Annotated in this window: 10 protein-coding genes and 3 pseudogenes; 12 read left to right on the forward strand and 1 reads right to left on the reverse strand. The window is 34.0% G+C overall.

The annotated features are described in order from the left end of the window. Positions 1-9 precede the first annotated feature (9 nt). The 4 genes from FD18_RS05625 to FD18_RS05640 all read left to right on the forward strand — a co-directional run bounded on the left by FD18_RS05625 (position 10) and on the right by FD18_RS05640 (position 5,576). Entirely contained in the window at positions 10-1,296 is a 1,287-nt protein-coding gene (locus FD18_RS05625; protein WP_057719010.1) for a phosphatidylserine decarboxylase family protein, read from the forward strand. Positions 1,297-1,503: 207 nt separating this feature from the next. Continuing rightward, on the forward strand, positions 1,504-2,790 hold the full coding sequence (locus tag FD18_RS05630; protein WP_057719011.1) for a phosphatidylserine decarboxylase family protein: 1,287 nt from the start codon (positions 1,504-1,506) through the stop codon (positions 2,788-2,790). A gap of 39 nt (positions 2,791-2,829) precedes the next feature. Then, complete coding sequence (locus FD18_RS05635; RefSeq protein ID WP_057719012.1) at positions 2,830-4,263, forward strand: basic amino acid/polyamine antiporter; 1,434 nt, start codon at positions 2,830-2,832, stop codon at positions 4,261-4,263. 26 nt (positions 4,264-4,289) lie between these two features. Next, entirely contained in the window at positions 4,290-5,576 is a 1,287-nt protein-coding gene (locus FD18_RS05640) for a phosphatidylserine decarboxylase family protein (protein ID WP_057719013.1), read from the forward strand. Positions 5,577-5,853: 277 nt separating this feature from the next. Here the strand turns inward: FD18_RS05640 and FD18_RS09640 are convergent. Next, positions 5,854-5,988 (reverse strand): annotated as a pseudogene (locus tag FD18_RS09640) (M42 family peptidase); the annotation flags it as partial. Between the two features lie 488 nt (positions 5,989-6,476). On the opposite strand from FD18_RS09640, the gene FD18_RS05650 reads away from it, so the two are divergent. The 8 genes and pseudogenes from FD18_RS05650 to FD18_RS09390 all read left to right on the forward strand — a co-directional run. Beyond that, positions 6,477-6,830, forward strand: a complete 354-nt coding sequence (locus FD18_RS05650) for a MarR family winged helix-turn-helix transcriptional regulator (protein ID WP_235499889.1) — start codon at positions 6,477-6,479, stop codon at positions 6,828-6,830. 15 nt (positions 6,831-6,845) lie between these two features. Next, positions 6,846-7,052 (forward strand): hypothetical protein, encoded by a 207-nt coding sequence (locus tag FD18_RS05655; RefSeq protein ID WP_057719016.1) that lies wholly within the window; start codon positions 6,846-6,848, stop codon positions 7,050-7,052. A 1-nt stretch (position 7,053) separates the two neighbouring features. Next, the gene (locus FD18_RS05660; RefSeq protein ID WP_057719017.1) at positions 7,054-8,265 is read left to right on the forward strand and encodes an MFS transporter; all 1,212 of its coding nucleotides are present in this window, start codon (positions 7,054-7,056) and stop codon (positions 8,263-8,265) included. Positions 8,266-8,440: 175 nt separating this feature from the next. Further along, positions 8,441-9,021, forward strand: a pseudogene (locus tag FD18_RS10425) (hypothetical protein). A 212-nt stretch (positions 9,022-9,233) separates the two neighbouring features. Next, positions 9,234-10,883, forward strand: coding sequence for an APC family permease (locus tag FD18_RS05675; protein WP_057719020.1), 1,650 nt, complete (start codon positions 9,234-9,236; stop codon positions 10,881-10,883). Positions 10,884-11,067: 184 nt separating this feature from the next. After that, on the forward strand, positions 11,068-11,214 hold the full coding sequence (locus FD18_RS10135; RefSeq protein WP_164477439.1) for a hypothetical protein: 147 nt from the start codon (positions 11,068-11,070) through the stop codon (positions 11,212-11,214). A gap of 6 nt (positions 11,215-11,220) precedes the next feature. Then, positions 11,221-11,892: an Rpn family recombination-promoting nuclease/putative transposase gene (locus FD18_RS09385; RefSeq protein WP_083486760.1), complete on the forward strand. Its 672-nt coding sequence runs from the start codon at positions 11,221-11,223 to the stop codon at positions 11,890-11,892. A gap of 762 nt (positions 11,893-12,654) precedes the next feature. Beyond that, positions 12,655-13,002, forward strand: a pseudogene (locus FD18_RS09390) (IS30 family transposase); the annotation flags it as partial.

A 13,002-nucleotide genomic window follows, 5' to 3' on the forward strand; every position in this document is an offset into this window, starting at 1 on the left:
TGCAAAATTATGTCAAAAACAATTCCATACAATGTAGGTAAATGGTTGCCTACTGATCAAAAGTTTTTTAATCAATGGCTTAATAAAGTATTAAAAGAAGCAGAAAACGAAGAAAATCAATACTTACTACCCCCTGTTCAAGCTCTTAAACATTTAATTGAATCTGATCGATATATTTATAATATTACTCAATTAATGTTTGAAGAAATTCCAGTAAATGATGTAGATACACCAACTGGTACTCCACAAGTCCGTAATTATGAACAAATGCTTTTAATGCTTAATCGAATTATTCAAAGAGCACCTGAATTCAATAAAACTGGATTAGTTGGAACTCCTATTAATGCTATTTTCGATTACCCAATGGCGACTAAAGCTGGCTATGTATTTTTTAACAATCCTAAAGTCAATGCTTGTTTGAAAAATATTTTAAACTATTGGGGAAAATTTCTTCAAACAGCAGATTCAACATATGTTCTTAATACTTCAGAAGATGGCTGGCTAAGTGACTACGCCCTAAACGAAATGTCAAAAGCCGCTTACAGCGATAATTTCTTTAATCTTTTTAACTGCCCTACTCACGATAAAACTGAACACCTAGGATTTTCTTCTTGGGACAAATTTTTCACACGTACATTTAATCCTGGAATTCGTCCTGTTCAAAATGCAGATGATCCCGATTCAATTGCTAACGCTTGTGAATCTGCTCCTTTCCGCATTGCTCATAACCTACCGCTGAAAGCTAAGTTCTGGATTAAGGGGCAACCTTATTCTTTAGTTGATCTCTTAGATGGAGACCCATGGGCATCTAAATTTGAAGGTGGTACTCTATATCAGGCATTTTTAAGTGCACTTAGCTATCACAGATGGAACAGCCCAGTATCTGGAACTATCGTCAAAGCTTATAATTTACCAGGAACTTATTACGCAGAAAGCCTATATCAGGGTTTTGAAAATCCACGAGGAGCTGATCCAGTAGCTGCTAATGATTCACAAGCCTTCCTTACTTCTACTGCCACTAGAGCGATAGTATTTATTAAAGCTGACAATCCAAAAATTGGATTAATGTGCTTTGTTGCAGTTGGTATGTCAGAAGTGTCAAGTGATGAAATTACTGTTAGAGTAGGGCAACACATTAATAAGGGAGATCAATTAGGCATGTTCCATTTTGGTGGTTCAACTCACGTCCTACTTTTTAGACCTGAAACTAATGTTAAATTTAACCTTCATGGACAAAACCCAAGTATTGCTGGTAATAATATTAAGGTGCGATCTGAAATTGCTCACATAGAGTAAAGACTACAATTTAAATTTGACAAAACAAAGAGAACGATGAACAAAATTCATCGTTCTTTTTGTTTTGCTTTCAAAAAGAGATTGTTATATATAATTTTAGAATAAAGTCTATAGATCCTTGACCACCCCCCCCTTAATGCTACCTTTAACTTGAAAGTGCACTTTTTCTAAATGTTATTAATTTTTTCATAAATAGAGGTATAAATTATGAAAAAGAATATTCAATACAATGTAGGACAATGGTTACCAAGTGACCAAGAATTCTATAATAAATGGTTAAAAAAGGTTCTAAAAGAAGCAGAAAGTGAAGAAAACCAAAAGTTACTTCCTCCCGTTCAAGCCTTAAAAAATTTAATTGAGTCTGATAGGTACTTGTACAATATTACTCAAATGATGTTTGATGAAATTCCTGAAAAATATGTCGACACACCGATGGGGACTCCTCAAGTAAGAAATTATCGTCAAATGCTTTTAATGCTCAATCGTATTATTCAAAGAGCTCCAGAATTTAATACTACTGGATTGGTCGGAACGCCAATCAATGCAATTTTGGATTATCCAATGGCTACTAAAGCTGGATATGTATTTTTCATGAATCCGAAAATCAATGAGAAATTAAGAGATATATTAAATTATTGGGGCAAATATTTGCAAACTCCTGCATCTACCTATGTTCTTAACACTTCTAAAAATGGTTGGTTAAGTGACTATGCATTAAACGAAATGTCTAAAGTAGCCGATGGCGATAATTTCACAACTATTTTCAAATGTAAATCAAATGATCGTGAAAAGCATTTAGGCTTTACTTCCTGGGATAATTTCTTTACTCGTTTATTCAATCTTGGCATTCGTCCTGTCCAAGATCCTGATGATCCAGATTCAATCGCTAATGCATGTGAATCTGCTCCATTTAGAATTGCCCGTGATTTACCAATGAAAGCAAAGTTCTGGATTAAAGGACAACCCTATTCATTAATGGATCTTCTTCATAACGATCCATGGACATCAAAATTTGAAGGTGGAACTTTATACCAAGCATTTTTAAGTGCTTTAAGTTACCACAGATGGAATAGTCCTGTTAGTGGAACTATTGTTAAAGCATATAATTTACCAGGTTCATATTACTCCGAAAGTCTATATCAAGGCTTTGCAAATGAACGTGGTGCTGATCCTGTTGCTGCAAACGATTCACAGGCTTTCTTAACTGCTACGGCCACTCGTGCTGTTATTTTCATTAAGGCTGATAATCCAAAGATTGGTCTCATGTGCTTTGTCGCTGTAGGTATGTCAGAAGTTTCAAGTGATGAAATCACTGTACGTGTTGGTCAACACGTTAACAAGGGCGATCAACTAGGGATGTTCCATTTCGGTGGTTCAACCCACGTACTTCTATTTAGACCTGAAACTCAAGTTGAATTTAATTTACATGATCAAGAACCTGGTTTAGGCAGTTCAAATATTAAAGTTCGTGAAGAAATAGCTCGTGTTAAATAAGGATGAATTTTTATTGATTAAGAGAAAGAAGATCTCATAATGACTAAATCTAACAGTCGTAAAATTGGTCTCTTTGGCTTAATTGCGATGGTTGTCGGTGCCATGATTGGTGGAGGAATTTTTGATATTCCCCAAAATATGGCTGCTTCATCTTCACTTGGTGCCGTCATCATTGCTTGGATTTTGACTGGTATTGGTATGTTTGGACTTGCCTTTACCTTTAAAATCCTAGCTGAAGAGAGACCAGACTTAAATATTGGTATTTATTCCTATGCACGTGCTGGTTTCGGTAAATACGTTGGTTTTAACTCAGCCTGGGGTTATTGGATTGAAGCAATTACAGGAAACGTGGCCTATGCAGTTATGCTTAATGACTCCTTCGGTCGTTATTTTCCGGTCTTGCTTAAACACCAATGGCCAACTGTTATATTCGGTATTGTCTTAATTTGGATTTATAATTTTTTAGTTCTTAATGGTGTTAAAGAAGCCTCATTTCTTAACAATATTACAGTCATCATCAAGTTCATTAGTTTAGGAATCATTTTAATTTGTATGCTAATCTTCTTCCGTTTCCCAACATTTTTCTGGGGATTCTGGGGACAAGGTCTTCATTTAGGAAATTTTGTTAGTCAAATTAAGGCTCCTATGTTAGTAACGTTATGGTGCTTTATCGGTATTGAAGGTGCAGTCGTTATTTCTAACCACGCTAAAAATCCTAAAGATGTTGGTAAAGCAACTGTAATGGGTTATTTAATTTCATTAATCGCCTACATTCTAATTAGTATTGTTGCTTATGGTATTTATCACCAACCAACTCTTTCTAAACTCACTGACCCATCAACAGCTTACTTAATGAAAAACTTATTAGGTCCATGGTTCATAGACTTCGTAACAATTTCTGTAATTATTTCCGTTGGTGGTTCATGGGTTGCATGGACAGTTATGATGGCTCAGCTTCCATATGCTGCAGCTAAAGGACATGTATTGCCAAAATTCTTTGCTCATGAAAACAAGAAAAAGGTGCCTAGTGTATCCTTATATATTTCAAGCGTTTTGATGTCCTTGTTCATGATATTAGTAGTAACAGCTAATAACGTTTATCTAGCATGTATCGATATTACTGGGGTAATAATTTTACCTTGTTATCTATTGAGTTCAATGTACTTATGGAAAATTGCGCAAAAACGTGAAATTTTTACAAACGATTCTCATAAACGTAATAAGAGTTTATTCATAGGTATTTTATCAACTATCTATTGTCTATGGCTCTTATATGCAGCAGGACTTAATTACCTACTAATTTCGACAATTATTTATGCTGTAGGCATAATCTTCTACTACTTTGCCAGAAAAGAATACGACAAGAAAGGTACCCCTCTATTTAACAAGTGGGAATTAGCATTGGCTATTATTATATGTATTTTGGCTGTTATCTCTGTATATCTACTAGTTACTAAGAAGATTTCATTATAGTTATTAATATTAAAAAGGTGTTTAAAATGAAAAAAGACGTAAAATTTAACGTTGGACAATGGTTACCAAGTGATCAGGAATTTTACAACAACTGGTTAAAGAAAGTGCTAAAAGAAGCTGAAGCAGAACAAGATCAAGCCCTTTTACCACCTGTTCAAGCACTAAAAGATTTAATTGAATCGGATCGATATCTTTGGAATCTATTCCACATGATGTTTGAAGAAGTGCCAGCAAAATATGTTGAAACGCCAATGGATACTCCAGCAGTTCACAACTATCATCAAATGCTAAGAGTTATTAATCGTGTTATGCACCGCGCTCCTAAATTTAATACTACTGGATTAGTTGGTTTCCCAATTAATGCAATTCTCGACTATCCAATGGCAACCAAGGCTGGATATGTTGCCTTTATGGATCCACGGGTTAACCAAAAATTACGTGATATTTTAGATTACTGGGGAAAGTTTTTACAATCTCCTGATTCTACGTATGTACTTAATCGATCTAAAGAAGGATGGCTTGGAAATGAAGCATTAAAGAGCATGTGTGATGCTGCCTATGGCAAAGATTTTCATGATATTTTTGCTTGTCCTAATAATAATATTGATCAACAATATGGTTTTACTTCATGGGATCACTTCTTTACCCGGACATTTAATCCTGGTGTTCGTCCAGTTGTTAATGCAGACGATCCTGATTCAATTGCTAACGCTTGTGAGTCAGCACCATATCGCATTGCTCATAACCTACCTTTAAAGGCTAAATTCTGGATTAAAGGACAACCATATTCATTAATTGACCTACTCCATAATGATCCATTAACTTCAGAATTTGTTGGTGGTACTCTTTATCAAGCATTTCTTAGTGCATTAAGTTACCACAGATGGAATAGTCCAGTAAGCGGAACAGTAGTTAAAGCCTACAACCTATATGGTTCTTATTACTCTGAAACTTTACCACAAGGCTTTGAAAATCCTAATGGTCCTGATCCAGCTGCTCCTAATGATTCTCAAGCTTATATTACCGAAACTGCATCACGTGCTGTTATTTTCATCAAAGCTGATAATCCAAAGATTGGATTAATGTGCTTTGTTGCTGTAGGAATGGCAGAAGTATCTGGTAATGAAATAACGGTTAAAGTGGGACAACATATTAATAAAGGTGATCAACTAGGTATTTTCCACTTTGGTGGTTCAACACATGTACTTCTATTTAGACCTGGTGTTAATGTCAAATTTAATCTTCACGGTCAAGAGCCCAGTTTAGGTTCACACAATATTAAGGTTCATGATGAAATTGCTCGTGTAGAATAACTAATTTAAATCAACGATAAAAATAGGAGGTAGAGCTTAATCTACCTCCTATTTTTTCATCCTCATTTATTTTTCTTAGGCCAAAAAATCGCCAAAACACAGAAAACGCATCCCAGTATAAATACCCATATTAACGGATAATCCCATGCAAAAAATGAACCAATATCACTTGCAGTATAGCGAACTATCAAAACCAGAAAACTAATCAAACATAGCATCCAGCATGTAATTGTTATCTTCCTAAAAAAGCTTTTCCAATCCATTAAATCACCCCTGTAATATTAGCAGTATTTTTAGCATAAGTAGAAAACAATTTTACAAATTCTTCTTCAAAGCCAGATGTAGAATTTGCATCTGAAAATTCTTTTAACATTTGAATTTCTTGTTCTTTTTTCATAATTTTTCCTCTCACAAACGCTTTTATTTTAATTATATTTATGTCTTTAAACTTTTTAAAGAAATTCTTTGTAAATTTTAAATCTTATACTAAACCTTCTTTAAAAAAATAAGGGTATTCTATTAAATAAGTAAGGGAACTTCTACCCCCCTTACTTATTCTCCCAAAATAACATACGACATTAAAAAGCAGACTTCTAATCCCCCAGAATGTCTGCTTTTTTCGTGTCTTTATTTTCTTATTCATTGTCTTTACTTAGCCTATTCTTCTAGCGATATTCATAGTGTAATGTTCAAAGCTAAAAAAGTAGCATTACACTATCGTAAATATGATTTTTCTAAGGTTACTGATCTCTTGAATTAAAAAGGGACTAGTCGTAATTACAATTAATTGCGCTATACTTATTTTAAATTGATAGTTGTAATTACAACTTAGAAAGGATACCTACGAGAAAAAGACCCTTAGCAAATTTACTTTATCATATTGGCAAATTAGAAAATCTTTTGATCAATCAAAAACTAGCTTCTATTAACCTACGAATGTCACACGCTCATGTCTTAAGATATATCCAAAAACATCCTGGTTGCATTCAAAAAGAAGTAGCTGATTATCTTTTTTACCAACCAGCAAGCTTTACCAATGTAGTTAAATTATTAGAAAAGCGCAATATGATTGAGCGAAGACCAGATCCTACAAACGGCTTAAAAAAGCAATTGTTCCTGCTTCCCGCTGGTAAAGAAGTTCTTGATCAAGTAAACGATGCTTTTGATGACGTAAATAAATTAGTTGGAACTGTTGATTCCGAAACTTTATTAAAGCTTGAGAGAATTTCAACTAATTTAGAAAAACAAATTTAAAGAAAGGCAAAATTAATGAGTAAATTCAAACCCTTGTGGAAATACATTAAAGATAATAAAGACGAAGATTTCCAACTATCTTCTGATCAAATTAAAAAAATTGCAGGTCTACCAATCGATCACTCCTTTTTAACTTATAAAAAAATATTAAATTACGGCTTCAAGGTAGGCAAAATATCTTTGAAAAAACAAACTATAGATTTTAAAAAGTTGGGGGATTAAGATGGTGCAAAAATCAGATAAACCAATTTGGAAAAAGAATCTTTATATCCTTTCAATTGCAGTTTTTATTGCTGGAATTGCTTTTTCCGAAATTATGCCTTTTCTACCTCTCTACATTGATACCTTGGGTCATTTTACTCACCAACAATTAAATTTTTGGTCTGGATTTATTTTCTCAGGTGTATACTTTGTTTCAGCCATTATTTCTCCTTGGTGGGGAAAATTAGCTGATAAAAAAGGCAGAAAATTAATGATTCTAAGAGCTTCTTTAGGAATGGCAATTGTTCTTGGAAGCATGGGATTAGTAACTAATGTCTGGCAATTGTTCTTCCTAAGGATGTTGCAAGGAGTATTTGCTGGTTTTGTCTCTAACTCAAATGCCTTAATTGCTACAGAAACTCCAAAAGAAAAATCCGGTCAGGCTTTAGGAACAATGGCTTCTTCTTTCACTGCCGGCAACTTACTGGGGCCATTTTTAGGAGGTGCGCTAGCTTCTGCATTTAGCTACCGAGTTACTTTCTTTATCACAGGCGGTTTATTGTTACTCTCCTTCCTTCTTTCACTATTCTTTGTTCATGAAGAAGGTTTTAAGCCGATTACTGAAAAGAAATTAGATAAGGCCAGTGGCGTTATCGCAACTCTCCGCTCTCCTGCTCTAATTTTTGGACTTTTACTAACAACTTTAATTATTCAAGCAGCTAATAACTCAATTAATCCAATTGTCTCACTGTATGTTAAGCAATTAATGAATGGACACGGAGATGTTGTTTTCGTTTCTGGAGTTATTGCTGCTCTTCCTGGTATTGCAACGTTTTTGGCTGCTTCTCGTTTTGGAGCTTTGGGCGATAACATTGGTACCCACAAAATAATTATTGGTGGTTTTATTGGAGCTACAATCCTCTTCTTTTTAACCGCTTTTGTTCACAACACAACTCAACTTGGTATCTTGCGATTTTTAGTAGGCTTTACCGATGCTTGTCTCTTCCCACAAGTTCAAACTTTATTAACTAAGAATTCACCAGCTGCTGTAACGGGAAGAATTTTTTCATGGAACCAGAGTGCAATGTATATTGGAAATATAGTTGGACCTCTTCTAGGTTCCTTTATTGCCGGTATTTCAAGCTACAGCATGGTATTTATTGTCACAGCAGGCATTGTGGTCTTGAATTTGATTTTGTTTAATTTGAATGTCGTTAGAAATCTTGCAAAATAATTTAAAATAGTGTTTCTCAATTTGGAGGAACGCTATTTTTATAAAAAATATTATTCTTTTTGCGTAATAAACTATGGGATTAATCTTCAAATACTTTAAAGTGCGGTTCGATATGACAAAGAAAAAAGTTGTACCATGGTTTGGCTTTACCAAAGATAAAGTCTTTGGGATGGTGATGGAAAATAAAGATTTTTGTAAATATTTGCTTGAGATTATCATTCCAGATCTGAAAATCAAAAAGATTGATTGGTTGGATAAACAAGTTGAGATTAATAATCCAAAGAGAAAAGATAACTCAAAAGAAGTCAGATTGGATGTGTCGGTTACCGATCACGAAGGTAGAGTATTTAATATAGAAATGCAAACAACAGATCAAGATCGATCAAAACAATTGCATGACGGAGCAACAAAGATTATTATTAATTCACAAAAGTCAGCTGCTGGCCAAAGTGAAGACTTACAAGCTTTGGCTAAGCTGATGAATAATGAACCAGTTAGTACTTCGATTATGCACAGAAAAGAATTAAAGAAATCAATGAAGATCCAGAAATGAGGGAGAAGATTATGCTTTACGAAACAAGAATGTTAGAACGTGAACAAGATGCTTACAAACAAGGAAAAATTGATACTGCAAAAGTTATTCTTGAAAACCAAATGGATAATGGTAGTACTTTAGAACAAGCAACTGAATTTGTTAGAAATTTGAAGATAATTTCCGATAATGATCTATCTAAGATTGTTGATCTATATAAATAATTTTAAATAGCGTCTCTCCAAATTGAGAAACGCTATTTTTTTACATTTTTCCTAGTCCTACACCTTCATAATTATTAAAATAGTTAAGGATATTAATATTAAGAGGAAAAGTAGCAATTTATGAATATAAAATTTAAGAATAAATCGCCTAGTCTTTTCTAGTAAAATCGCTGTATACAATTTTACTAGTAGAAAAGAGAGAAATTTTAAACGTGGATGAATTAAAAGATTTAAACCCTGACAAGAAATTTATTTCTTGGCAAACTTTATTTTTGATGGCACTCTGTACTGTTATCGGTTTAGATGACATAATGTACAATTTCCAAAACCAAGGAATGGCGGTTATTTTCTCATGGATCGTTATGGTTCTGTTTTATGTTATTCCCTATTCCTTAATGGTGGGACAATTAGGATCAGTTTTTAGTACTGAAGGCGGAGGACTTTCTTCATGGGTACGTGGAACTGATGGTGAATTCTTAGGATATTTCACTGCTTGGACTTATTGGGCAGCTTCAATTCCTTATGCTGTTGATTCAGCTAATGAAGTTATTGTTGACTTAGGTTGGGCTCTTACTGGATCAGAAAAGTTTCAGGATCAAATTCCCAACTCTTTGTTTGCCCTCCTAACCTTTGTAACTTTTATTGTCTTCATCATTGTTGAACACCATTTTTCAAATTCAATGGAGTTCTTGTCAACCATTGGTGGTGGACTAATGGTTATTATGACTATTCTTTTTGTTGTCCTTGCCTTTGTAGGTTTGGCAAAATCAGGTGGTCATATGGCAACCACCAATTTCACTTGGAGAGATATCTTTCCTAAATTTGACTGGCACTACTTCTCAACAATTGCAATGCTAATCTATGCAATGAATGGTGCCGAATTAGTTGCGCCTTATGTAACTAAAATGAAGAAGCCACAATATGACTTTCCTAAAGCGATGATTGCTTTAGCAGCAATGACAGCATTCTTAACAATATTTGGATCATTCGCCTTAGGAATTTACTTTAACGCAAACCACTTGCCTAACGACTTAAAAATGAACGGTGCTTACTATGCCTTTAAGATGATTGGCCACCAATATGGTTGGGGCAATTTTCTTCTCTACTTCTGGGCTTGGACATCTTTCTTCTTTAACTGTGCATTGCTAGCAGTTTTACTTGATGCAATGACTAGAATGTTAATTTCTGATACTGGTAGTCGTTATATGCCTAAGTTCCTTAGAAAAAAGGATAAGAATGGTTTACCAATTAACGGGTATATATTAACTGTAGCTTTGTCATCATTCATTATGATTTTAGGTATCTTTTTGCCTAACATGAACGATATTTTTAACTGGTTACTTAACTTAAACGCAATTGTTTCACCAGGTGTTACCTGCTGGATCTTCTACTCATTTATGCGGATCAGAAAAGATTCGAAAAAGTTTCCTTCAAAATATGTCTTTATTAAAAACGACAAAATTGCCTATGCTGTTGGGCTAGCGCTCCTTCTTGTTACTGCTATAGCCACGATCATGGGAATCACGCCACAAGATGTACCGGAAGGAAGCAATATTTGGTGGTATGAATTAATTATTAATATTGTTGCTGTAATCGTCTTGATTGGTTTAGGAGCAATTCTGCCTGGAATCAGACACCGAGAAATTGAATATGGTATTGCTTTTGATAAGGTTCAATGGATTTCAATGATTGCAATCATTATGGGCTCAATTATCTTCGGAATTTACCTAGGAGGATTAAAACACTTATCTGGACGTGGAATCTACATTGCTGTTGAAGGTATACTTAGTCTGCTAATTGTTTGGCTAATTGGTAGAAGAAAACCTAACCTTGCTAATGGTTTTAAGGCTGAAGAAGATTAAAAGCCAATAATAATCATTTGTTAAAGTACATTATTAATTAGAGTGAAAAAGTATATTCTGATTTTATATTGGAATATGCTTTTTTCTCGAATAAATTCTACAAATTAATTATAAAAAATCTCTCCACTTTGCGTAATAAACATATGGGATGCCCCTCAAATATCTTTAGAGAGGACTTACTCATATGGTAAAGAAAATCGAGCCCTGGTTTGGGTTCACGGAAGATAAGGTCTTTGGGATGGTGATGGAAAACAAAGAATTCTGCAAGTATTTGCTAGAAATCATCATTCCAGATTTGAAAATTAAAAAAATTGATTGGTTAGACAAGTAGGTCGAGATTAATAATCTTAAGCGCAAGAACGAAGCTAAAGAAGTTAGACTTGATGTACTAGTCACAGACCATGAAGGACGAGTGTTTAATATCGAAATGCAAACAACGGATCAGGACGATATTGGTTACTACCTTTCCAGACTTGATTTACGTTATACTTTAAATAAAGGAAAAACCTATCGAAATTTGAAAGACGCCTATATTATTTTTCTCTGCAATTTCAAACCAAAGAAAGACGATAAATTTTATGAGTCTTATCACACTTACTCTGATCAAGATAAGTCGAAACAATTGCAGGATGGCGTGACAAAGATTATTATTAATTCACAAGTTTCAGCTAAAGGACAAAGCGAAGATTTAAAAGCATTAGCTAAACTGATGAATAATGAACCAGTTAAATTAAATAAACATTTTGATTATGCGCAAAGAAGAATTAAAGAAATCAATGAAGATCCAGAAACGAGGGAAAAGATTATGCTTTACAAAACAAGAATGCTAGAACGTGAACAGGCTGCTGGAAAAGCTGGATATGAGCAAGGGAAAATTGATGTAGCTAAGGTTATTCTTGAAAACCAAATGGATAATGGGAGTACTTTAGAGCAAGCTACTGAATATATAAGAAACTTAAAGATAATTCCTAATGGAGAATTAGAAAAAGTCGTTGCTATGTATAAATAGTAAAAAATGCTTAGGAAATTTATATCCTGAGCATTTTTTATAATTATTTATTTTGATTATGCGCAAAGAAGAATTAAAGAAATCAATGAAGATCCAGAAACGAGGGAAAAGATTATGCTTTACGAAACAAGAATGCTAGAACGGGAACAAGCCGCTGGAAAAGCTGGATATGAGCAAGGGATGCAAGCGGTATAAAAGAAGGACGAGAACAAGGAAAAGAGCAAGGAAAAGAAGAGGGTAAAATCGATGTAGCTAAAGTTATTCTTGAAAATCAAATGGATAATGGCAGTACTCTAGAGCAAGCTACAGAATTTATTAGAAATTTAAAGATAATTCCTAATGAAAAATTAGAGAAAATTGTTGCTATGTATAACTCACCTAAAAATTAATACATCTATTTCTTCCAGCACAATAGATAGGCATCATCTTCACATGGCTGATATCACTCAAACACAAATAAAAGGAACAATGATCAATAATTCAGATATTGTCATTGTCCCTTTTGGATCATACTAAATTTTCAAATCATCATAACTTTGTAAAACTTTGCAGTCTTGATTGTCTCGACTATGTTGTTACAGATAGGCCAGTAGAAGATAGACATATTTTATATGCTCTTAAAGAAAATCATGTAAATATTATTTATCGTAAATTTTTCGCCGATTGTAAAATTAAATTGAACACTTTAGAAAAATAAAAAGTCCATTCGGACCTGTTTGATAGAATGTTAATAACTACAAAAACTTTCTATTGGAGGTCAAAATGGACTCTTTACATTCTACCATGAACCAGCACGTTAAAGGCAAGCATTTATCATTTGAAGCGCGAGTTATTATTCATTTGCCCGTGAACTTAACTCTTCTCCTTCTACTATCAGTTATGAGGTTAAGCGTGGTACTGTAAAACAAAGTCAAAAGATATAAGGCCTCTCAAGGACATGATGTATATCAAGCTCATCGTAAAAATTGCGGGCGCAAATCAGACTTTCTCAAGAAAATTCAATTCATTCACTATGTCCACAAACATTTCTTTAAAGACGGTTGGTCGCTTGATATGTGCAGTAATCGTGCTACTGCTGTTGGCGCATTTAGCAGCAGAGATGTTGTCTGT

The organism is Lactobacillus taiwanensis DSM 21401 (assembly GCF_001436695.1).
GTDB lineage: Bacteria > Bacillota > Bacilli > Lactobacillales > Lactobacillaceae > Lactobacillus > Lactobacillus taiwanensis.